The 24,987-nt window shown below is 41.1% G+C and carries 17 protein-coding genes; 13 read left to right on the forward strand and 4 right to left on the reverse strand.

The window, feature by feature from the left end; genetic code table 11:
- The first annotated feature begins 74 nt into the window (after positions 1–74).
- The 7 genes from V7O64_RS06555 (at position 75) to V7O64_RS06585 (ending at position 10,341) form a co-directional block, all read left to right on the forward strand.
- Positions 75–1,646: a hypothetical protein gene (locus V7O64_RS06555; RefSeq protein ID WP_407357199.1), complete on the forward strand. Its 1,572-nt coding sequence runs from the start codon at positions 75–77 to the stop codon at positions 1,644–1,646.
- 509 nt (positions 1,647–2,155) lie between these two features.
- Entirely contained in the window at positions 2,156–4,600 is a 2,445-nt protein-coding gene (locus V7O64_RS06560) for a type I restriction-modification system subunit M (protein WP_407357200.1), read from the forward strand.
- A 17-nt stretch (positions 4,601–4,617) separates the two neighbouring features.
- Positions 4,618–5,862 (forward strand): restriction endonuclease subunit S, encoded by a 1,245-nt coding sequence (locus V7O64_RS06565; RefSeq protein WP_407357201.1) that lies wholly within the window; start codon positions 4,618–4,620, stop codon positions 5,860–5,862.
- Positions 5,859–6,041: a hypothetical protein gene (locus tag V7O64_RS06570; RefSeq protein ID WP_407357202.1), complete on the forward strand. Its 183-nt coding sequence runs from the start codon at positions 5,859–5,861 to the stop codon at positions 6,039–6,041. Before V7O64_RS06565 ends, V7O64_RS06570 begins: the two co-directional genes overlap by 4 nt.
- A complete protein-coding gene (locus V7O64_RS06575) occupies positions 6,038–9,115 on the forward strand; it encodes a type I restriction endonuclease subunit R (protein WP_407357203.1) in 3,078 nt (1,025 codons plus the stop codon). Before V7O64_RS06570 ends, V7O64_RS06575 begins: the two co-directional genes overlap by 4 nt.
- A 5-nt stretch (positions 9,116–9,120) precedes the next feature.
- Complete coding sequence (locus V7O64_RS06580) at positions 9,121–9,837, forward strand: M48 family metallopeptidase (RefSeq protein WP_407357204.1); 717 nt, start codon at positions 9,121–9,123, stop codon at positions 9,835–9,837.
- Between the two features lie 312 nt (positions 9,838–10,149).
- Positions 10,150–10,341 carry a TRAM domain-containing protein gene (locus V7O64_RS06585; RefSeq protein WP_407357205.1) on the forward strand — a complete coding sequence of 64 codons (192 nt, stop codon included), beginning with the start codon at positions 10,150–10,152 and terminating at the stop codon, positions 10,339–10,341.
- A 262-nt stretch (positions 10,342–10,603) separates the two neighbouring features.
- On the opposite strand, the gene V7O64_RS06590 is transcribed toward V7O64_RS06585, so the two are convergent.
- Positions 10,604–10,963: a response regulator gene (locus V7O64_RS06590; protein WP_407357206.1), complete on the reverse strand. Its 360-nt coding sequence runs from the start codon at positions 10,961–10,963 to the stop codon at positions 10,604–10,606.
- Positions 10,964–11,404: 441 nt separating this feature from the next.
- On the opposite strand from V7O64_RS06590, the gene V7O64_RS06595 reads away from it, so the two are divergent.
- Together V7O64_RS06595 and V7O64_RS06600 are read left to right on the forward strand one after the other, a co-directional pair.
- Complete coding sequence (locus tag V7O64_RS06595; protein ID WP_407357207.1) at positions 11,405–11,617, forward strand: winged helix-turn-helix domain-containing protein; 213 nt, start codon at positions 11,405–11,407, stop codon at positions 11,615–11,617.
- Between the two features lie 677 nt (positions 11,618–12,294).
- Positions 12,295–13,215, forward strand: a complete 921-nt coding sequence (locus V7O64_RS06600; RefSeq protein ID WP_407357208.1) for a mechanosensitive ion channel family protein — start codon at positions 12,295–12,297, stop codon at positions 13,213–13,215.
- A 108-nt stretch (positions 13,216–13,323) separates the two neighbouring features.
- On the opposite strand, the gene V7O64_RS06605 is transcribed toward V7O64_RS06600, so the two are convergent.
- On the reverse strand, positions 13,324–14,742 hold the full coding sequence (locus tag V7O64_RS06605; protein WP_407354919.1) for a transposase: 1,419 nt from the start codon (positions 14,740–14,742) through the stop codon (positions 13,324–13,326).
- A gap of 683 nt (positions 14,743–15,425) precedes the next feature.
- A complete protein-coding gene (locus V7O64_RS06610) occupies positions 15,426–16,289 on the reverse strand; it encodes a tyrosine-type recombinase/integrase (protein ID WP_407357209.1) in 864 nt (287 codons plus the stop codon).
- 100 nt (positions 16,290–16,389) lie between these two features.
- Here V7O64_RS06610 and V7O64_RS06615 point away from each other — a divergent pair, with 100 nt between their 5' ends.
- The 4 genes from V7O64_RS06615 (at position 16,390) to V7O64_RS06630 (ending at position 21,760) form a co-directional block, all read left to right on the forward strand.
- Complete coding sequence (locus V7O64_RS06615) at positions 16,390–16,842, forward strand: type IV pilin (protein ID WP_407357280.1); 453 nt, start codon at positions 16,390–16,392, stop codon at positions 16,840–16,842.
- Positions 16,843–17,095: 253 nt separating this feature from the next.
- On the forward strand, positions 17,096–17,497 hold the full coding sequence (locus V7O64_RS06620; protein WP_407357281.1) for a DUF1699 family protein: 402 nt from the start codon (positions 17,096–17,098) through the stop codon (positions 17,495–17,497).
- 325 nt (positions 17,498–17,822) lie between these two features.
- Entirely contained in the window at positions 17,823–20,999 is a 3,177-nt protein-coding gene (locus V7O64_RS06625) for an ATP-binding protein (RefSeq protein WP_407357210.1), read from the forward strand.
- A gap of 410 nt (positions 21,000–21,409) precedes the next feature.
- Entirely contained in the window at positions 21,410–21,760 is a 351-nt protein-coding gene (locus tag V7O64_RS06630) for a DUF4870 domain-containing protein (protein WP_407357211.1), read from the forward strand.
- 106 nt (positions 21,761–21,866) lie between these two features.
- Here the strand turns inward: V7O64_RS06630 and V7O64_RS06635 are convergent, their stop codons facing one another.
- Positions 21,867–24,863 (reverse strand): FlaD/FlaE family flagellar protein, encoded by a 2,997-nt coding sequence (locus tag V7O64_RS06635; RefSeq protein WP_407357212.1) that lies wholly within the window; start codon positions 24,861–24,863, stop codon positions 21,867–21,869.
- Positions 24,864–24,987 lie beyond the last annotated feature (124 nt).

The raw sequence follows: 24,987 nt of genomic DNA on the forward strand, positions 1-24,987 counted from the left end.
ACTTTCCAATCGCACAGATAGTCCATACTGTGGATTTGTGATGGGAATTTCTCCAACAAAAACGAGGTAAAAAAATGGTAAGTTCAGCAAATAAGATTGGAACAGAAAATCTGATCAGTATCGAAGACGATGAAATGATGGATCGAATGATTGCGGAAGAATATGATCTCTGGAAGAAGGAACATGGAATGAGCAATGAAGATAACTCAGGCCCAGAAGACAATTCAACTGCACAAGAAACTGATGAAGTGCAGGAGGTAACTGTGGTAAAAAGAGCTTATGAGTACACAGATGATGCCATCTACCTAACTGTGAGAACAGCGAGGAACAAAGCGCTGTTCGCATATCTGGAAGATGGTAAGATCAAGTATACTGAAAGCATTCAGAAAGATGGTGAGACGATCTACCCACAGGACCTTCCATTTAACAGGGGTATTTATTATCCAATAGTAGGTGTTCCTCTGAAAGAAATGATGGAGCAGACTGAACAATTGGAAATATTGCCCATTTGCAGTATGATCAAGGAACATCTCTACAAGTACATCGATATGCAAAGCGATGATATTGAGATATTCAGCTATTTCATTCTGTTCACATGGTTTTACAGAAAGGTGAACACGGTACCATATTTGAGGTTCATAGGAGACACAGGAAAAGGAAAGTCGAGAATATTAAGGGCCATCACTGACATTTGCTTCTATCCTGTGTCTGCTGCAGGAAGTAGCTCAGCAAGTGGAATAATCAGGTTTAATGAGCTCTGGCATGGTACTTTAAGGATGGATGAAGCTGATTTAAGCGGTGGTGCAGAAAATGATTTAGTAAAGGCCATTAACCTTGGGTTTGAAAAGGGTCAGTCCTTTATAAAGACGAATCCAAGCGATGTGACAAAGTCGGATTATTTTGATCCGTTTTGTCCAAAGGTCTTTGCAATGAGGAAGACATTCCCTGACAATGCAACAGAGGGACGTGTAATCTCATTCACTCCAAGAGAAACGAGCAGGAGGGATATTCCAGTTAATCTCCCGCCAGTATATGATAGAGAAGTTGAGGAGATTCGTGCGATCCTTGCAAAGTTTGCCATTTACAGCTGGAAGTATGTAGATGCTTACAACATCTACGATTATGGGGATTTACCTATTGAAGCAAGGCTTAAGCAGATGGCTACTCCACTGTCATTGATCTTCCAGTTAATGCCAGAAGGCGAGAAGAGATTCAGGGATTACATTCTCCAGAGGCAGAGTGAATTGAGGGAGACAAGGTCACAATCTAAAGAAGGTGAAGCATTCAACCAGCTTTATTCCCTTGCTGTCGGAGAAGATAACGTGCCAGAGGAGTTTGAACAATTCCGTATGGAAGATGGTAGTCTGTCGGCAGTCAGCCCAACAATGCTTGCAATGCTCTTGGGAGAGAACGCAACACGGACACTTAGTAGCATTGGAGTGATGGTTGAAAACAACAGTGTACCTATCAACACTGGTGGCAAAAAGAAAACTCGCAGATATGTCTTCAAAAATGGCCACGCGTGGAAAGAGGCCTTCCAGAGATATTATTTCTCTGATTCAGAAGATGAAAATATGGATGGAGTTCCTGATTGTCCAGAAGTGCTAAAATCAAAGAGGTATACTGACACCAGTATTGCATCCTGATGTTGGAACACCTGGAACAACTAGAACACTATATATTAGGTATTAGGGGGGTATAGGATTTAATTCTATACCTTCACTATTCATTAATTGATAGTATAGTAATTGGTAGTGATAAAATCATATCTATCAATTCAACCCTGTACCCGTTAGTATAATCCTTAGACATACTCTAGGGAATAACTTAGTTTACAAAACATCTCCACTGTACCCTTAAGTCTCATTCTTAGGTATCCTATATGGACTGTTCCACCCGTTCTTGCTGTTCCATTGTATCTCCAAGGAACAATTTAGTTTACAATATCTCACCACTGTACCCTTTCAATCTAACTTGTAGGCATACTCTTAGGAAGAACCCTAGTTCTGGACTGTTCAATCCGTTCCTGCTGTTCCATGTTCCATATATCTCAAATCAATACAATACAGATATATAATCTAAAAATATATACAGTTGATACTAAATCTAGACCCGTTACTACACTTAATCATACATTTCAAACGAGGCATAACCAATGGCAATTAAAAAATCTGAACTCTATAGCTCCCTGTGGAAGAGCTGTGATGAGTTAAGGGGCGGAATGGACGCCTCCCAATATAAGGACTATGTCCTGACCCTTCTGTTCGTCAAGTATGTATCTGATAAATATGCGGGTAAACCAGGTGCCTTGATCGAGGTTCCAAAGGATGGCAGCTTTGATTACATGGTCTCTCTCAAGGGTGATAAAGAGATAGGGGACAAGATCAACAAGACCATTGCACGCTTGGCTGATGCTAACGGCCTTAAGGGAGTTATAGACCTGGCCGATTTCAATGATGATAATAAACTTGGCAAGGGCAAGGAGATGAGTGACAGGCTCAGTAACCTCATATCCATTTTTCAGAGCAATGATCTGGACTTTAGCAGCAACCGTGCGGAAGATGATGATATCCTGGGAGATGCCTATGAATATCTGATGAGACACTTTGCCACCGAATCCGGGAAGAGTAAGGGGCAGTTCTATACACCGGCCGAGGTTTCAAGGGTGATAGCAAAGGTGGTGGGGATTACCAGAAACACACGACAGGACCAGACCATTTACGACCCCACATGCGGCTCAGGCTCATTGCTGCTTAAAGCTGCTGATGAGGCACCCAGGGGCATTACCATCTACGGCCAGGAGAAAGATAATTCCACTGCAGGTCTTGCCAAGATGAACATGATACTGCACGACAATCCCACAGCGGAGATATGGCAGGATAATACTCTCTCGGCGCCTCACTTCAAGAACAGTGATGGTAGTCTTAAGACCTTTGATTTTGTGGTGGCCAATCCTCCGTTTTCGGACAAGGCATGGAGCACAGGTTTTAACCCTGCAGAGGATGAGTTCAGGCGTTTTGTGGATGGAGTTCCGCCGTCCAAGAATGGTGATTATGCCTACCTGCTGCATATCCTCAGGTCCATGAAAAGCGCTGGTAAGGGTGCAGTGATATTGCCTCATGGAGTGCTGTTCAGAGGTAATGCTGAAGGTGATATCAGACGCAATCTTGTGAAGAGGGGTGTCATCAAAGGGATAATAGGCCTTCCTGCAAACCTGTTCTTTGGTACCGGAATTCCTGCCTGTATCATTGTAATGGACAAGGAGTTCTCTTCTGAGCGTAAAGGTATCTTTATGGTAGATGCTTCCAGGGGTTTCATGAAGGACGGTAATAAGAACCGCCTCCGCTCCCAGGACATACACAGGATAGTTGATACTTTTAACAGACAGTATGAGGTCGAGCGTTATTCGCGCATGGTGAGCCTGGAGGAGATCGAGAAGAACGATTATAACCTCAACATTCCACGATATATAGACAGCACTGAACCTGAAGACCTCCAGGATATCGAGGCTCATCTGAAAGGCGGTATTCCTGAAAGGGATATTGATGGTCTGTCTGATTACTGGGCTGTCAGCTCTGCCCTGAAAGATGAGTTGTTTGAGCCTGCTGACAGGCAGGGTTACAGTGTCCTGAAGGTTGAGGATTCCGAGCTTAAGTCTACCATTCATTCAAATCCTGAATTCAAGGCATATACCCAGACCATCAGAGAGCTGTTCGATAGGTGGCGTGATAATAATGCTGAACTGCTCTATAATATAGACCATGAGGAACATCCAAAAGAGCTGATCTATAAGCTCTCAGAGGACCTGCTCAGGGTGTTCACGGGCGTTTCACTCATTGATAAGTATAATGTCTACCAGCACCTGATGAACTACTGGGCTGATACCATGCAGGATGATGTGTATATGATAACAGCCGACAACTGGGTTGGTGCATGCAGGTTGAAAGAGATAATCAGCCAGAAGGGTAGCAAGAGCAAGGAAGCACCAGATATTGTCATTGGGAAGCACAAATATAAGGCGGACCTTATCCCACCTGAACTGGTCATAGCCCGCTATTTCTCTGATGAGAAGGCAGCCATTGAACAGATGGAGTCTGAGCAGGAGAGCCTGAACCTGCAGATGGAGGAGCTAAAGGAAGAGCATGGCGGTGATGAGGGCCTGCTCAATGATGTCATTAACGATAAGGGCAACATCACCAAAAAGGACATCACTGCAAGATTAAAAGATATCAGGAATGACCCTGAATCCGTTGATGAACGCGCGGTGCTTGAAAGTTATCTTGAGCTTACAGATAAGGATTCAACTATCAAAAGCCAGATAAAAGATGCAACCGAGGCGCTGAACAAACTGATCTTCAATAAGTATGCAGAGCTCACCGAGGCAGATGTCAAGGAACTTGTGGTTGAGGATAAATGGCTCAGTACCCTGTGCTCCGACATTAAGACCGAGGTTGACCGTGTCTCCCAGGAACTTATCAGTCGTATCAGGCAACTCTCTGAGCGCTATGATACTCCGTTGCCTGCTCTCACCGCTGAGGTAGATGAGCTGAGTCTCAAGGTCGATGAACACCTCAGGAAAATGGGATTTGCATGGAACTAATACCACGTCGTAAGCAGATGGACGACCAGAAATTAGTGACAGAAAAGAAAAAGAGTCTGGTGTTCAGTGATGAGTGGCAGACAAAACTACTTGGAGAAGTCATTGATAGTTGTTCAAGTGGTGCAACCCCATATCGAGGACGAATTGATTATTATAAAGGCAACGTTAAGTGGATAACAAGTGGAGAGCTCAATTATAATGTTATAAATGATACTCTTGAACACATATCAGACAAAGCAGTCGAGAATACCAACCTTAAGATACACCCAGTGGGCACGTTCTTAATTGCTATAACAGGTCTAGAAGCAGCCGGTACAAGAGGGGCTTGTGGAATTGTAGGAAGCCCGGCTGCGACCAATCAGTCCTGCATGGCAATCTATCCTACTTCAGAACTTAAAACAGAATACTTGTATCACTATTACGTTTTTCGCGGAAATGAGTTGGCTTTACAATATTGTCAAGGTACGAAGCAACAGAGTTATACTGCAAAGTTGGTAAAACTTCTTCCGATTACTTTTCCAATATCCATTGAAGAACAACAAGCCATCGCCACTGCCCTCTCAGACGTGGATGCCCTCATCGAATCACTGGACCGGCTCATCGCCAAGAAGCGCGATATCAAGCAGGCGGCAATGCAGGAGTTGCTCACGGGGAAGAGGCGGCTGCCGGGGTTCAGTGAGGAGTGGGAAGTGAAGAAGTTAGGGGATATATGTGATATATCCATGGGGAGAACACCTTCACGTTCAAATAAAACTTTCTGGGGTGCCGGATATAAATGGCTTTCTATAGCTGATTTGAAAGAGAAGATAGTGATTGAATCCAAGGAAGAAATTACTCAGTTAGCAACAGTGGGAATGCAAGTTATTCATAAGGGAACACTATTGATGAGTTTTAAGCTTTCTATTGGTCGTTTATGTTTTGCAGGTTGTGATCTCTACACTAATGAAGCGATTTGTAGCTTTAATAACCTTAGAGAAAATGCAGAGTTTATGTATTATCTTCTTGGTAGGACTGAATTCTCACTTTATGGCAAACAGGCAGTGAAAGGTTACACATTAAATAAGGAATCTCTGCGAAGTGTAGATGTTTCCTTACCTTCGGTCAGTGAACAACAAGCCATCGCCACGATCCTCTCCGACATGGATACTGAGATAACAGCCCTTGAGAAGAAGCTTGACAAGACAAAGCTCATCAAACAGGGCATGATGCAGGAACTATTGACCGGAAGGATCAGACTTGTTGAGCCGGAGGTCAAGGAATGAACTGTGAGTACCAATCATCCTCACCTACCACCTGTACCCTGCCATCCAATACAAATTCTATTTCAAAACAGATTAGCAGGGAAACACTTACCATGAGCCTCAGGACCCTGTTGTTCGGTCATTTTGCAAATGATTGTTTGGAATTGCATGCCGTTGAAAGGGGGAGGTGCAAAGTGTGACCACGGTTGGACAACGAGAACGTGAAACGCAAAATAGGATTATCGAATTATTCCATAAGACTCTGGGTTATGATTATCTCGGGAACTGGCAGGACAGGTATGACAACCGCAATATAGAGGAACAATACCTGCGTCCGTTTCTGCAGAACAAACAGCATTATGATGAATCCCTGATCAATAAGGCCCTCTATGAGCTCAACAAGGTTGCAGGTGACCAGAGCCGGAGTCTGTATGATATCAACAAGGATGTCTACAATCTGCTGCGCTATGGGGTGAAGGTTAAACCTGAGGCCGGTGAGAACACACAGACAGTATGGCTCATTGACTGGAAAAATCCTTTGAGGAACCACTTTGCAATTGCTGAGGAGGTAACCATAGTAGGCGAACATACCAAGCGTCCGGATATCGTGCTATATGTCAACGGTATTGCCCTTGGTGTGCTGGAGCTCAAACGTTCGACAATCTCTGTGAGTGAAGGCATACGCCAGAATATCGGGAACCAGAACAGCACATTCATCCGCCCGTTCTTCTCGACCATACAACTCATCATGGCAGCTAATGACACTCAGGGGGTCCGCTATGGCACCATCGAAACAACCGAGAAGTATTACCTGACCTGGAAAGAGGAGAGTACGATAGAGAACCTTCTCGACCTTCATCTGATACAGTTGTGTGAAAAGAACCGCTTGCTGGAGATCATCCACAACTTCATGGTCTTTGATGCCGGCATAAAGAAGATCTGTCGTCCAAACCAATACTTTGGTGTCAAAGAGGCACAATCATTCCTCCAAAGACGGGAGGGCGGCATCATCTGGCATACACAGGGCAGTGGTAAGAGCCTGACAATGGTATGGCTTGCCAAATGGATCCGCGAGAATCTGAACGATTCCAGGGTCCTGCTCATCACTGACCGTATAGAACTGGATGAACAGATAGAGAAGGTGTTCAAAGGGGTCAGTGAAGATATCTACCGCACTAAGAACGGACAGGACCTTATCAACAATCTAAACGCAAACCTGCCATGGCTCATGTGCTCACTCATTCACAAGTTTGGCAGCAAGGCAAAGGGTACAGATGAAACTGATGTGGACGGTTTTGTAGAGGAGATCAGTAAAGCCTTACCTTCTGATTTTAAAGCTAAGGGTGACATCTACGTCTTCGTTGACGAGTGCCACCGTACCCAGTCCAACAAACTCCATGCAGCCATGAAGAGGATATTGCCAGAGGCACTCTTCATAGGTTTTACCGGAACCCCGCTGTTAAAGAAGGACAAAAAGACGAGCATGGAGATATTTGGACGCTACATTCACACCTACAGATATGATGAAGCAGTTGCCGATGGAGTTGTACTTGACCTGCGCTATGAAGCCCGGGATATTGACCAGGCCATAACATCACAGGGCAAGATAGATCAATGGTTCGAGGCTAAGACCAGAGGGCTCAACGATATAGCAAAGGCCCAGCTTAAGAAACGCTGGGGAACCATGCAGAAGGTGCTTTCCAGTCAGTCAAGACTCGAAAAGATAGTTGCCGATATCCTGCTTGACATGGAGACAAAGGACCGACTGCAAAGCGGCCGTGGAAATGCAATGCTTGTGACCAGCAGCATCTACGAGGCATGCAAATGCTATGAACTGTTCTCCAGGACAGACCTGCTAGGCAAATGTGCGATAGTAACATCATACAAACCCTCACCGGCAGATATCAAGGGTGAGATCAGCGGTGAAGGTCTTACTGAAAGACTGAGGCAATATGATATATATCGCAAGATGCTTGCTGAGTGGTTCCATGAACCCGAAGATACAGCAATGAACAAGGTCGAGGACTTTGAAAAGGCTGTCAAGAAGAAGTTTATCGAAGAACCCGGTCAGATGAAACTCCTGATAGTTGTGGACAAACTTCTGACAGGTTTTGATGCACCACCTGCAACCTACCTGTACATCGACAAACAGATGCGTGATCATGGACTGTTCCAGGCCATCTGTCGCGTTAACAGGCTTGACGGCGATGACAAGGAGTATGGCTATATTATCGACTATAAGGACCTGTTCAACAGTCTTGAGAAGGCGATCGGCGATTACACCTCTGAAGCCTTTGATGGATACGATAAGGAAGATGTTGAAGGATTGCTCAGCAACCGTGTTGATATGGCCCGTGAGAGACTGGAGGAAACCCTTGAAACCGTAAGAGCACTCTGTGAACCAGTTAAAAGTCGCGACTCTTTAGCTTATCTACACTATTTCTGTGCAGGTGATACATCAAACAAAGATGAGCTCAAGGAAAATGAGCCTAAGAGACTGGCCTTATACAAGTCAGTGGCTGCACTCCTGCGTGCATACTCAAACATTGCAGGTGATATGGCAGAGGCCGGCTACAAAACAGATGAGGCATTGAGGATTCGTCAGGATGTCGAACACTTTGAAATGGTACGTAACGAAGTAAAGCTGGCAAGTGGTGATTACATTGATCTTAAGATATATGAACCTGCAATGAGGCATCTTATCGACACCTACATCCGTGCAGAGGATAGTGAGAAGATATCTGCATTTGACGATATGTCATTAGTTCAGCTTGTTATTGAGCAAGGTACAGATGCCATTAACAGCCTGCCAAAGAGCATACGACAAAATCAGGAAGCGGTCGCCGAGACAATTGAGAACAATGTCCGCAGGCTCATAATAGACGAATCACCCATTAATCCAAAGTACTATGAAAGAATGTCCGAGCTGCTGGATGCTTTGATACAGGAGCGCAAGGCAAACGTGATTGAATACAAGGAATACCTTGAAAGAATGGCAGAATTAATGAAACTGTTTCAAGACCCGACAAGCACTTCCAACTATCCTAAAAGTCTTGATTCCCCTGCAAAAAGAGCTTTGTACGATAACTTTGGACATGACGAAGAGCTGGCATTACAAGTTGATAAAGCGATCCGGATGAACAAACAGGACGACTGGCAAAATAATCCCTTCAAAATAAAGCTTCTACGCAATGCAATTCAAGACACGCTCTTTGAAGAACATCAGATAGATGATATTATGAAGCTAATTGAGGAGCAGGAAGAATATAAGTAACCACCATGCATCAGATAAATGTGAATGGCCTTGTGGTCGATGTTGTCCGCAAGAACATCAAAAACCTTCATCTTGGTGTCTATCCACCTGCAGGCAGGATAAGGGTAGCTGCACCTCTTACAGTGGATGATGAGGCAGTTCGCCTGGCTGTAGTGTCAAAGCTGTCCTGGATCAAACGACAGCAAAGCAGGTTTCATTCCCAGGAGAGGCAATCTGCCCGTGAATATGTATGTAGGGAGAGCCATTATTATCTTGGAAGGCGTTACCTTTTAAATATTGTATACCATAGCGGACCTGCTAAAGTTGTTGTTCGTAACAAAACCGTGATCGACATTTTTGTTCGTGAGAATGCTAATGAAAATCAGCGCGAAAAGGTACTCATGGAATGGTATCGAAAAGAGCTTAAAGAACGTATACCACCTCTTGTCGAGAAATGGGAGGAGATCATTGGTGTCAAGGTCAATTCATGGGGAGTCCGGAAAATGAAAACAAAGTGGGGTAGCTGTAATTCCAAAAGTGGTAGTATATTGTTAAATCTGGAACTTATTAAAAAGTCACCTCACTGCCTGGAATATATTCTTGTCCATGAGATGGTCCATTTACTCGAGAGAAAGCATAATGACCATTTCAGGGACCTGATGGATAGATACATGCCACATTGGAGATTGTACAGGGATGAATTGAATAACATGCCACTGGCCCATGAGAACTGGGTTTATTAGATTGAGCACATCATCGCACGAACAAAAAAGAGGTTCACATATATTCTTGAAGGATTGAGAGCTGCAGTAAATCAAATTGGACCATGTAACTTTTTTGAGTTTTATACACATACTTAAAATCTCGTATGGAGCAGGGAACATCTATATATACCATCTATACCACATAAAGAATGCTTTTAGAGTTCGATAATGATTTGTTGGATAATAGGTTCAGATAGTATTTTTTATAATTACTGTTTTTTCGTATTTTCGGCCAAATGGTTGTATTCTTTTTAAGCGTATAAATAGGACGTGAAATATTTGTTTAGCAACATGAATTCAACTGCTCCAGTAGAAGCTGGACTAAATTATGATGTAACAATTGAAGATATTGCAAGAGAAGGAGACGGAATCGCAAGAGTAAGCGGATTTGTTGTCTTTGTTCCAAACACCGAAGTCGGTGATGAAGTAACTATTAAAGTTAACAAAGTGTTGAGTAAATTCGCATTTGGCGAAGTTGCTTAATCTTTCTATTTTTAAACTTATAGTTGAAAAAATCAAATATTTGTTTTTCCATTTTTTAAATCTACTTTTGTTACCTAGATGGATGGAAGGGGGAGGCTCCCCCTCCTTCTGTTGACTCGACCCACACCCTTTAATGAACCCACTCGTAAAACAAAAATCTAAAATCTCGTTCACTAACCTCAGTTCAACAAGATAACGTTACGATTTGGATTCTCTTTACCCAGTTTATATTTAAATGCAGCTTGTATTTAAAATTAACCTTTCAATTACAATAAAAAGAAATAGTTTTATAAAATACATCCGTGTTAAATGGTTTCTCAAGGCACTCTGAACATCCTGCAGCAAGAAGTAGCTCTTTATTGCCTTCCAATATACTTGCAGTTACAGCTACTACTGGTGTATTTGAATTGATGGTGTGTTTTAGTCTTTTAAGAACTTCAAAACCATTCATGATGGGGAGATATATGTCCAATATGATAAGATCAAAATTGTATCTTTTGGAAAGTTCTACAGCTTCTGCCCCATCTGTTGCAATCTTAATACCATAATCTTTCAGCTTAAGTAGACAAACAATCAATTCCATATTCTCAATATTATCTTCCACTACAAGGATTAGTTTCATCTTGTACACCTCTGCTATGTTTACACAAATATGTATGAGACTTATTAAAATTATAATCATAAGTAGAGTTATGTTTGCAATTTAAATTAACTGTTAAGGAGGAAATTGATTTTATCTCCTTAAACACTAAAGTTTCAACCATGTAATCTTCTTCGAAAGGTTAGTCTGTATGCATGATATTATAATATTTTAATATAAAGTTTACTAGTATAATAGTATATTAATGATATAATTGTAGATAACTTTTTATAAAAATGTGATTGATATTTTCATGATTAGTAATAACTTTAAGAATATTAATTACTAATCGACACTTTTAAATAACATATTAATTAAATTTCTTGATGAGAATGACATGCAATTGGCTTAATGCATGTTGTTATTTGTTATATATGATGTTAATCAATAGAATGTGGGGGCATTACTATTAGAAGAAGTAGGTTGGATATTACACTTGCTATTTTAAAGATAGCTATGCATGGTGCAAAAAAAACTCAGATTGTTTATGGAGCAAATCTTAACTCAACAATTGCAAACAGGTATCTTGATTACATGGAACAAAAGCAACTGATCAAACAGAATGAAAATATTTTTATTACAACTGACAAAGGTCGAACATACAGAGAAATGGCAAGTGAATTAGAGATTCACTGATCTCAGTTAGTATCCCTATTTACTTTAAACTAATCTGTATCACTTTTTGATATTTTTTTGTGATATAAGCATGAGGTATTTACAACCTTTATTCAGAAAATGAAGTATCTATTCTTTCTGAATTGTTTTAATTACGACTAAACGCCAATTGGGAAGGCAAATTTAGGTAGTAAGAGCAGGAGATATTTGTCAGCTAAGACTTCTGCATTTGTGTGTGAAAAATAATTAATTGAGCGGACTAGATCTACTATTTATAGTTGGTTTCCGAGTTAGCTGGAGGCTCTTTAAGAAGACTTAATGGCAAACAGGCAGTTTTATGCGTCTTTTAGTATAATCGTCTCTAAGGTCCTCTCAGAGGCTTATATGCCCTTAACAGAAATGCAAGCAGGTGTTATGCTCTAACAGCATATCATGCCCTTTGAATAATGTATGCGAAAATATTAAATTCCCATTTATTTTAGGGGAATAAAGAAGTGCACATGGTAATTATAGAAGAATTGGGCATAAGAGAGTATTTTTTGTCATTCTATAAATGCTAGAAAAACACAAAAGTAAGAGTTTTCAAGGGATACTTTTTTAACATTACATATCTAATAATATTATTATGTAAAACGGGGAGATGCCTTATAGCTTCAGGCATCATTTCATTATAGTATAAGTCAAAAGGAGTGTTAAATATGGCAACGTCGCAAATAATGGGTAGTGTATACAATATGCTGGATCAGATGATTGCTTTCCTTCCAACCTTGGTAGCAGTTATTGTCCTTCTCATAGTAGGTCTAATTGCAGGGAAAGCTCTGGGAAAAATAGGTGCAAAAATTTTGGATAAGATTGGACTTGATGATCTGATAAATAAAACATCGATTGGTGCAATGATAGAGAGAACGGGAATAACTACTGTAGGATTATTCGAGAGCACTATTAAATGGTTTATTTACTTCATCTTTGCCGTAATAATTATTGATCTTCTTCAAATAGAGGTAGTTGCAGCTTTCATCGCACAGATCATTCTGTACATACCACTCATACTATCTGCACTAGCGGTACTGATCATAGGATTGCTTGTTGTTGATTTCATAACGAATCTCCTAAAGAATCTACTCATAGCAGCAGGTCTTGACGAACGTGTGGAACAAACATCCATGGGTGCTGCAATGAAGAGCAGTAATATGGCACCTTCAGGAGTTATAGCAGGAATTGTGAAACTGTTTGGATACCTGATATTCATTATTGCTGCACTGGACATCTTGAAACTGGAAATGATTGCAGGAATAATAGAAGCTATTCTGAACTATCTGCCTAACCTGTTTGCAGGTGTACTAATATTGTTGATAGGCCTTCTGGCAATAGATCTGTTTGCAGACCATATCGGAAACATGATGAAAAATGTGAATGTTGAAGGTGCAAACATATGGATACCCGCACTTAGAGGGTTCCTTTCACTTGTGATAATACTGCTTGCACTTGATGCGATGCTGATAGACACCAGCATATTCTATATCCTGATAGGTCCGCTTGCCTGGGGAGTTGCAATTGTTGTAGCATTCAAATGGGGTATAAAAGACGCCCTTGTAGCCTATGCTAAAGAAAAGAAATGAATGCGATAACTTTTTAATTATTGACCTTAATGGTCAATTTTATATCTTTTTTATGAGCGTTTTATTAGCAATATTCATTTGGTCGATTATTATAATCCTTAACTCTGCTCATTTAGGGAATAACTCCAGATTTAGCTTTTTTCCTAAATCCTCTATCTTTTTTGGTACTTCTGTCAGCATCATTTGTCCATCTATATCTATCATATAGACTTTACCGAACATTTCAATCAAATCTCTTGGTGAATACTTTTTAGTCAATGAAGCACCCCGTATGTAATTCTCAATCTTTGCATAGCCATAAAGTGACAGGAACGATATGAATAAATGACCGAATAGAGATTCGTTATCCTGGAGATAGATCTTGTCCGCCTCAAGAAGGTTTTTGTACGTATCATAATGCTTTTCGACACAATCTCTTTTCTTATACATCAGAAAGATATCTTCACATTCCATATCCAGGTTTGAGATCAGTAAGATCCTCCCTGCTTTTTTGAGGCTTTCGTTAAATTCCTCTTCAGTTATCTTCTTTTCATCATAACGTTTGTAGAGGGTATATTCTTCTTCCTTTCTCAGCTCATTATCCTCAAACAGATAAAGAAAAGTTTCATCTTCTTCCCATTTCCCACTTTTGATAAGGCGTTCATGGTAGAAGAAATGCGCATTAAGTTCCATTGGCTTGTTGTAAAGGACACTATTTCTCCTTGTGGGGATGACAAATGTCAATTTTTGTTTCTTCAATATTTTCACTGAAGTCTTTGAACAAAATCCTCTATCAAGGATAAGCGTCTTGTCTTCAACTCCAACTTCCTGAATGGATAATGCAAGTGATTTAACATCCCTAACTGATCCGGGAAGGATTCTCATCATTGTTGGCAAATTCTCATTTGCCGTGCATAGCAGTGCAAAGTTTATTTGAGGGATATAGAAGTGCTCTTTATTGTATCCTTTTTCAGCAAAGTTGATTCCTTCTGAACGAGTAAATATTGCACTGAGGTCATAAACAAGATGTTTATCCTTACTTGATAACTCTCTGAAGATATCATTTTGTGCTTTGCGATTTACTCCTACTTCTTTGAGAACCTTAGATAGGTTCTTAGGAGTCATCGAAGGTTGCATATCTACTACAGGATAGAGTTTTTCCCAGACAACACCTGCTCTTTTAAGTGGTACATGACCTGTTATGCGCACAAGTGCAAGGGCGTATATCTCTTCCCATATTTCGCCAAAAGCATTCTGCAGTGGTGCAATAAGATCCTCCATTGCAGTATGAAGTAGTGAAGAGTTTCCATATTCCCATAGTGAGCGAACTCTTTTGTTGGATATGACTGTTTTCTGGCTATCTATTAAACCCTTGTCTTTGTCCAGTTTCCCCAGATATGTTGAGGTCTTTCTGCGTTTCTTTAATTCTTTGTCCCAGTAAGTGGTTGATCGATAGACATAGTACCCTTTACTAAAGGTTTTAATCTCCAACCCCTTTTCCCCAAGCTTGCGCTGCTCGGTTAACCAGTTATGTGCCCATTCTTCCATTATTCCCTATAGGGTTTACATTGTACATATAGATTTTGCCTTGTTGAAATACAAAATTTCTAATTCAATAAGGGACATTATCATAAAAATATAGAAGATAAACATAGTTCGCAACTACTACATGAAAGATAGTGAGAAGAAGAAACAGCATTAGTAGCAATGATTGAAAAGAAAGTTATTCCCTAAAATAGGCGGAGTTAAGGTTATAATATATCATTCTTGTACTTCTCATTTAAATTCCAATATCATGAAAAATCTTCTCAAATTTATTGTTATCTACAAGCATACCATCATCTCTATTTTCAGTGAGTGATGAAGACATAAGGCCGGACACACGATGGAAATAGCAGGTCGTTACGAATATAAATAAAGGCAATTATGGCCAGCTTAAAAAACCTAGCATTCAAAATTATTCAAAATGAATTTGTACCTGTGGAATGTGAGATATATTATCAACATCCTAATTAGACCATCGATTTAGTAAAGGTTCTTAAGATTATCCGTCTATTAGTAGTCATATATTGTTATATATCGCGTACTGACCACATGTGCAGTTTAAAGAGTTTTTATAAATTTTTTAATATATTGTGTCATAGAGATTTTTGCGCATATCTACTAAGCAGTAACTTCCAAAGTACAAAAGTTCAAATATTTTTGAGGGGGCTAGCCTTGTAATCATTGAGTTATCCAGGTCTATTATTGGTGAAAATAGATTGCAACCTATCCTCGAGGTGTAGTTCATTATTGTGGCATAATCGAAATCCGAAACCACACGAAGGACACTGAACCTTCAAGGTATCAGCCCTTTTGGTAAAAACTTTATCATAAGATTTCATCCTATCGCTAATTGCGAACTGAAGATAAACCGCCGTAGTACCCAAATCAGAATGTCCAAGTTGTTGTTGCAATGTCCTAATGTCCATTCCATGCTGAATGCAATATATAGCATGACCATGCCTGAACTTATGAGCAGTCAACCAGGGCATATCAACCATATCACGCAGAGTATTAATAAGGACCTTTGCACCATTCTCGTTTAAGTTAATGACCTTATCATTCTGGCGAAGAGAATGTTTTTCGATATGCCCCTTTAAGACATCAAGCGTTTCCTGATCAACAATGACAGTTCTTGCTTTCAGTTCATCCGCCTTGACATTCTTCCCATAGACGGCAATGATCCTATCTTTAAAAACAATGTCTTTCACCCTTATACCATGATGTCGTTTTTGAACGTATGCTTTGAGATATTTACAATCGCTTTCTATGCAAATCCTATCATCCCTATTTAATGCCCATTTAGGACAATTCCCCTTACGTTTTCTAAAACCGGGATATAGGCACTGTGTGAATACCCTCTGATTACTACCAACAACCTCAGAAATTCGAGCACCCGTGAAAAACAGCAGCCTTATCAACAGAGAGTAATCCCCAAGTCTCGATCTCTTCCTGATAGCACATCGCTCATAGTCTTTTGCAGCACTCTCCAGTAAAATAAAGTCTTCATATCTAACAAATGTACTTAGATCCTTCATCGCCTCTGAAACCATATTATAATCCCTTCCATTGAATTAAATATAAACTATTGAATAAAATCTAAGATACCTTTGAATAGCAAAATAAGCTTTTAGAGAGCTTATATCTCCGGTCATCGGCGTAATCCTGATGGTCGCTATCACTGTCATCCTCGCTGCAGTTATCGCAGCATTCGTGTTCGGCATGGGACCACCTGAACAGGCACCACAGGCAAGTCTGAGGGCAAGCGCAGATACAATTACCGATGGTACAGACACATACTCTGTAATCAAAGTAGAGCATCAGGGCGGAGATGAAGTTGTCCTAAAATCTACGAATACAAGGGTTGTCATAGATGGTACAGCAGCGGTAATTATGGCTACAGAGACAAATTCAACCTTTAACGCTGGTAACCTTATGTATGTGATGTGGGATGACGCTAACACTGAACATCTTGTTGACACATTCAAGAACACTACCAGCATTGCTGACTTCGACAACATTGCTTCAACCGGTGACACTGTTAACGTCAAAGTCATTGATGTTACAAGCCAGCAGCTTATTGCCGATCTGAACGTCAGGTTCTAATGACGCACCTTAGCGTCATTTCTTATCTTTTTTATGCTCGCAAGGGTACAGTGCCGCGACTTAAGACTTATTTTGCGTATGGCATAGTATCAATGGACACTATGTTTTTGGGGAAGATCTGGTGTTGATAAGGTCGCATCTATGTGCACCACATGAGATCGGTCCACTTTGGGAATTTTTCATATCATTGCTTTTATATAATATTGGTACTTTCGGCTAAAGCATTAAATTGTAACTAATATGGTGATAGATGATGAAAATAAGAGTTGTTAGTTCAAAGGAAGAGATTAACGATCTTACTGATAAGGAAGAGATGGTCCATCTTGCATTCAGGCCTTCAAATACAGATATCCTGACCATTGTGACAAAATGTCCTGAGGAGAAGGCACTGCATATCCCTCCATCGTACATGAAAAGTATTTCAAGATCAACCAGGATGTTTCTGGAGATGCGTGGTATCCCGTTGATAGAGGGTGATGTGTGGGGTCACAGGAAGGATATCAATGAGTATTCAGAAGTATCTGAAAGCATCTTTGAACGTATAGACCAGTATAGGAAAGAAGGTCTTTCAGATGAGGAGATCGAAGCAAAGATGGACAGGGAGATGCATATGGGCCCTGACCTGCTAAGATTCATTCTCAAGAACAGAAAGTAACCGGCATTATCAATAGACAGTAAGTTCACCGCACGTCACTTATCCGGACAATGCCTGTCCGGGGATTGACGCCAGCATAGATGGCCCTTGATACTGCATAGGTTATTTTGCTGTTGATGGGAGGACAGAACCAGAAGATTTAACTCCCCTTAAGTAAAAACCATCGATACAGGGCAGACAGGAATAAGTTGTGGTAAATTAGGATCAAACATAGATTTTCAATAGATGGGAGCGGGTAGTCTGAATTATTATATATTCAGCATGCTTTCTTCCTTATACTGGAAATTTGCACCATGCTTATGCCCTGATCTCAAAAAAGACTATCGTGTGGGTAAATAGGGGAGATGTGGTGACAGGAGAAGGCTATCGTATCCTATTTGAAAAAGCCTTAAGTGGCATAGCTATCCTTAAGGCAATATCGGATGAGAAGGGAAAGATAGTTGGCTCTGTGTTACTGGAGGCAAACGAAGCCTTTGAAAAACATACAGGATTGAAAACTTCCAGGATTCCTGGGAAAAAGATCAGTGAGATAATCCCTGGTATTGAGGACACCTCTTTAACAGAGACTTTTAGAAAGGTTATGCTTACCGGCCAGCCTGCCAGTTTTGAAGAATATATCCCTTTTCTGGAAAAATACTATAGCATCGAGATATACATGTTAGATAGAGACACCTTCACCATCGTTTTGCAGGACATAACAGACCCAAAGCAGGCAGAAGAACAAATAAGGGCTTCAGAACTGCAATTCAGGACACTGTTTCAAAATGCCAATGATACCAGTCTTCAAAATATCGCTAGTGATTTCATCAGGCATAAAAAAGCAGAGGACACACAAAGAGTAAGCGGAGAACGACTTGCAAAGATCAACGATTGTCTGCTTGGTCTGCGTACCGACTATGAAGCTAATATGGACATTTTGACAGCTCTTTGCGGAGAACTTCTTAGTGGTACTTGCGCAATATACAACCGTCTTAATGGTAGTATGCTATGTTCTGTTGGTCAATGGAATACGCCTGCAGACTACGTAGCCGAGGATCATCCGCAAGGTCATATTTGTTATGATGTCATCGAAAGTGCTAAATCTGAACCTTTTATAATGCGTCATCTGGGTGAAACATCCTATGCACAGACCGACCCCAATGTTGCATCATATGGACTGCAGACCTACATTGGTCATCCGGTAATGTGTCGCAATGAAATAGTAGGCTCTCTCTGTGTCGTGTATCAGGATGATGTAGATTTCAGTGATGATGATATAAGGATAATAGGAATTATCGCTTCGGCAATAGGCAGAGAGGAAGAGCGTAAACTTGTAGAAGAGGAACTGCACAAGAGTGAACAGCAACTATCCAACGCATTGAATATTGCAAAGCTGGGGCATTGGGAATTTGACTTCACAACAGGTCTTTTTACTTTTACAGATGAGTTTTACGCCATATTTCACACTACTGCCGAGGAAATGGGCGGCTACAGGATGTCGCTTGAAGATTACTCCGGTCGTTTTGTTCATCCGGATGATAGGCATGTGGTTGTTGAGGAGACATGCAAGACATTGCAGACAGATGACCCTAATTTCAATCGTTATCTTGAACATCGCATGCTCTATGCTGACGGAAGCACAGGATACATGGCAGTCAGATTCTTTATTGTAAAAGATAGTAAAGGCAAAACGATCAGATCTTACGGTGTCAATCAGGACATTACTGATCGTAAGCGTGTCGAGGAGGCACTTAGAGAGAGTAACAACAGACTTGAATCATTCCTGCAGATCAGCCAGAGAATAACCCTGTCTGTTGAGCAGGATGAGCTCATGCAGGCCATCGTAGATAATGCGACCAGGGCAACAGGTATCGGCAGTGCTGCAGTATATCTGCTGACAGATAATGATAAGATATATCTTGCAGCCACGACTCCGGCACTTCCTGATGATTTTCCGGATAAATACCGTTTAGCTTCTTTGAACGAACATCCCCATATAAAGGAAGCTATTACATCCGCCAGACATGTCATCATGTCCGATTCAAAGACAGCGAAACTCACACCTGCCGAGCAGGAAATTGTTCAGATGAGAGATCTTCACTCCAATCTTTATCTTCCCATCCGCCTCAGAGGTCATTCTATCGGAGTGCTGATACTGTCAGCAACTGAAAAAAAGTACACATTCACAGAAGAAGAGATCTTCCTTCTACAGGGTTTTGCAAATCAGGCCGCACAAGTATTCGAGAATGTCAGCAACTACAATCGGACAAAAGAGCACGCAAAGGAACTGGAACAGGAAATTGTCGAGCGCAGGCAAGCCGAAGAAGCGCTTTTAAAAGCAAAAGAAGCTGCTGAAGCTGCCAATATGGCTAAGTCAGAATTCCTTGCCATCATGAGTCATGAGCTTCGCACTCCACTGAATGCAGTTATCGGTTTTAACGAAATACTTCAGGATACAAAATTGAACGAAGAACAAAGGCATTATACAGAGATCATTCAAAAAAGCGGAAGAACATTACTTGATACTATCGAAGACGTACTGGATTTTTCAAAGATCGAAGCTGATAAGCTGGAATTAGAGATATTGGACTTCAATCTGTCAGACCTGCTGGAAGGTTTTGCAGACACCATGACCCTGCGTGCACATAACAAGGGACTGGAACTGTCCTATAACATTGAACCGGATGTGCCTGCAATGCTGTGCGGTGACCCGGGGCGCTTACTTCAGATCCTGACCAATCTGGCTGGAAACGCGATAAAATTCACATCCCGGGGTGAGGTGGCAATTAATGTCTCTGTGAGATCACAGGAGAATAATAATGTCCTGCTCCACTTTTTAGTGAAAGATACTGGCATCGGTATTCCGGATGAAAAGATAGGATATATATTTGAAAAGTTCACACAGGCGGACACCTCAAACACCCGTCGATTTGGAGGTACGGGCCTAGGTCTTGCAATATCTAAACGACTGGTACAAATGATGGGGGGAGATATTGGAGTCACCAGTGAAGTTGAAAAAGGTTCGGAATTCTGGTTTACAGTACGAATGAAAGAGCAGTCAAAAACACTGCCATTTGACAGGCCGAATCAAGTGTGTTCACATCAAAAGCACAACCATGATCTGATGATCCTGCTGGTTGAGGATGACATGTTCAATCAGGAAGTAGCCCGGGAAATGCTGGTAAAACTGGGTTACAATCCTGATCTTGTGCAAAATGGCCAGGAAGCAATTAAAGCTCTTGAGGTAATGCCCTATGACCTGGTTTTCATGGATGTGCACATGCCTGTGATGGATGGTCTGGAAGCTACAAGACATATAAGGGATCCGGAATCAGGAGTCCTCAACAACGACATACCAATAATTGCACTGACTGCACATGCAATGCAAGGTGACAGGGAGCGATTCATTGAAGCAGGCATGGATGATTATATATCCAAACCCATCACATTGAAAGCATTTGAGGAATTGCTTGACATGTGGAATGATATTATCCTTAAAAACAGAGAAGCAAATCATCACTGAGAAGCTTGTTTTGTGTTAAAGTAAAACAGAGATTAAGAAAACGATATCAATGCAAATAATATCACTACATATAACATCAATACATATAATATCAATAAACATAATACCAATACACATAACAAGTTGACAATTTTAAAGTGATGCTGAAACAATAGAACTATAAAACAACTTCCTATAGAAATGTATCACTTAGAACTAACATATCCGTTCAAAATAGCTAAGTTTTTAAATCAAAAAACTAATAAGGCCATGCCTCACAGGTCGGCTGTATTAGATAATTATATATACTTAAGAATAGAAATTACATTTCAATTATATTGATATTTATCATTGTAATTCTTGTAGTGGTTTTAGTTCCATGGAAAAGAAACAACAATGATCATATAGACATTTATAGGAGAGTTTATAGAATGAGTGAAACTAAAATAGGTTTAAGCGAAAACATAACCGCAGTAATTGCATATTTTTTTGGCCTGATCTCCGGTTTGATTTTCCTGGTCATTGAAAAGGAAAATAAATTTGTGCGCTTTCACGCAGCCCAGTCTACAGTTTTGACCATAGCAGTAATTGTTCTGTCTGTTGTAATTACAATAATCGCATTAATACCAATTATTGGATGGATAATTGCAATTTTATCAATGTTCGTATACCTGGCTGTATTTGTACTCTGGTTATTCCTGATGTATAAAGCATTTAGTGGCGAGATGTACAGGCTGCCAATGATTGCTGACTATGCTGATAAATTAGAAGGGATGTTCTAAGGTCAACCACTCTACTTTTTAAATAATTATGAAGCATTTGCCGGCCAGGCAGGTCTGCAAACATCTTTTTTTATATTTCATGATTTCATAATTGCAAGATCTGTGCTCATATCCCGTATATCTCTGAGCCTTTCCTGACCTTCTCAATATCCCTGTCAATGACAGAGAGCCGGTTCTTGTCAACTTTCATGCCTGCAAGGCTCTCAATGAACCATATGGATTTGACATGATCATCCGGAGTGAGTTTCCAGTCGGGTTTCTCCATGTAGAAATCAATGCCTTCGGCATAATTGAGCAGCTCCATTCTCACCTTCTCAGTAAGCCAACCAAGCTCCTCATAATAGGAGAGTATATCCGGAAGATTATTGCGACCTACAAGCTCCATCAGAAACTCAAGCCATTCCATGCAGAGTTTCATGTTACTTGAATTCTTGACTATATTGGAAAGATGGACATTCTGCCCGAATCCTTTATAGCTTTTTGCGCCCAGTTTTTTCATTTCATTGTCCACATACTCAGTGACAGAATCGATCCTTTCCAGTATCTCAGCATTCTTCTGCTCAGACTGCTGCCTGAATTCCACAAACTCAGAAGACATTTTACCCAGGCCGTCAACTAAAGTGGATATTGACCTTGAGAACTCCATTGAAGTTGCCCGTGTACCTTCCTGGGACTTTTCCACAGAACCCATCCTGGAACCTATCTCATCAAGTTTGGCGGACATAGAATCCAGACGGGAGAAATTCGATCCATTCTCCTGGACAGACTCGTGCAATTGACCAAGCAACGCTGTATAAGAGTTAACAAGCTCGGAAATATTTTCTTCTATTCTGGACAGGTCCGACCTGATAGAGAGATTATCAATTTGCAGAGCATCAAGGCTCGATTCAAAACCACCGATCCTGCCATCAAAGGAATCGACCTTTTCTTCAAGACCCGCAAATTTCACAGCAGTTTGTGACATAGCCTCTTCACTGGACTTTACAAAAGAAGAGAAATTACGGTCAATATCCAAGACCTTACCTGAAATCTTTTCCACATCATCGCGTATGGAATCGAACTGCATATCCATACCAGAGATATTCTCCTTAAACGAACTGAGCTCATCCTCAAGGCTAGTGATCTTTTTATCCTCTATCGTTATCGCACCCTCTGCTGTGGCCGGGGTCATCTCTGTGGCCAGTGCAGAAGATGATGATGAGACTTTATTCTCACCAACCGTGACATGCTGCAATGATCCATCAGACACATCTGAAAAATTACCCTCGCCATTGATGGAGTGTTTTTGCGCAAAATCAGCTACTTCCGCTTCCCCGCCAGTGCCCATTCCCATAATATCCACTGTTTCATGAGAAGGTTCTGATCCCGCATCATGACTAAGAGGAGCAAACGGATTCTGGGAAAGGTTTTCATCAACCTGGTATTCAGGCTTCATTTCCATTACAGGATTCTCGATGGGAGTTACTTTTCTTATATCAGATGCAGGCTCAGTATCAATAGTCGCTGCAAAAGGATCGCTCCCTGTAAAAGATGCACTGTCTTTTGGCTTATCCACCTGTTCCATCTTTTCAAAAGGTGATGAGAAAGGATCTGTCAAGGGATCTACACGGTTAATTTCGGGCTCATCATCAAAAGGTGATCCTGGCATAGTATTACTGTCCTCGCCTGAATAAAGATCATCTCCAATGGTACTTCCCCTCATATCCTCCACCCTTTCAATAAGACTTTTTCCTTTTGTAAGGTTGCGGAACAAATCCCTGGCAACAACTGAAAGACCTTCAATATTCTTTTTTAGCGAATCAACATTGATCTGTTGCCGGGATGCTTTTTGCAATCCGGTTCCGTTTTCTGAATACATGCCCGTACCTGCAGCCGGGCGGGCAAAAGGATTGGAAACACCTGGTTCGTTAGCAAAAGGATTGGAAACACCCGGTTCGTTAGCAAATGGATCAGAAATAACAGAACCTGAACTAGCAGGACCTGAACTGAAAGGGTTTGAACCCTGAGAAGCATTCGCAAAAGGATTATCACCACCGGAATTTGGACCAAATGGATTCGGAACCGATTGATCGTTCTGAGGAGGATTCGCATTATCCTGACCAGGGCTGAAGGGATTGAAACCAACTGAACTGACATCAGTGGGAGCAGGAACAGAAGGACCGGTCTCAAAAGGGTTAGCATCCCGGGGAATATTCGCAAACGGATTGGCACCAGCGGGATTTTCAACAAAGGGATTTGTAATCGATTGGTCATTCCGGAGAGGATTTAGGTTCTGCTGGTCATTGCTAAAAGGATTGAAAGCGACCGGAGCGGCATCAGAGGGATTAGGAAACGACAGCTTGGCATGTGACTGATTTGCAATCCCCGGACCACTACCAAAAGGACCCGCATCCCCGGATCTTGTACCGGAGGGAGGAAGATTGACAGGAGGAGTAGAAATAAAAGGATTTACTCCGGGGTCCTTCAGTTCTTCCAAAGAAGAGATCGTACCTGGAGGAGATGCTAAGCCGGGATCGGTCCCTGGTAAAGTCTGTGTATGACCTTCAGAACCCATCGAACTGATAGTGTCATTATCATGAGGGATGAAAGGTTCAAATAAAGGAGGAGGTGATCTTTTTCCAGAATGAGAAGCAGCTCCCTTAAGGGAAGGACCTGAAGTATTTTTGCCAGCCGTGGATTTTTCCGGATCAAAAAGAGGTTTTGGAGTGTCAGCGACTGAACCTTCGTTTTTTTCATGGGAATTGGCAGCGTTTAAATTATTCAGGAAAGGAGGCAAAGCATCTGATGAAGGAGAACTCACGCTTTTTGACTGAGATAAGTTACTGTCACTGTCAATACCCCCTGGCATAGATAAGTCAGGTAAATTACCAAAAGAAGGAGGCATACGTGCCTCATTTGCCATAGAAAACACAGCATCTTCGCTTACCTCAATCTTTGCTTCTTCCATAGGAATATCAGCAAAAGCATTCGCCAGGATATCCGGAATAGGAGGAAGAGTGCTTTTGCTATTCCCGGAATTATCAGTTACTGATAACTTTGAAGCCTCGTCTGCCGATGACATTATCTCTGCTATTTTTTTATTCTCCCAGGGAAGTTCACTCATAGAAACCAACTATTGACAAAAAACATTATTATAAATACTGAATTATTATATGCATGATTTTTATATAAGAGTTACTCTTGACAGCCAAAAGTAAACAAAGAACTCCCTGAACAAAAGATGAAAG

This window comes from Methanolobus sp. WCC5, from assembly GCF_045690325.1.
GTDB lineage: Archaea > Halobacteriota > Methanosarcinia > Methanosarcinales > Methanosarcinaceae > Methanolobus.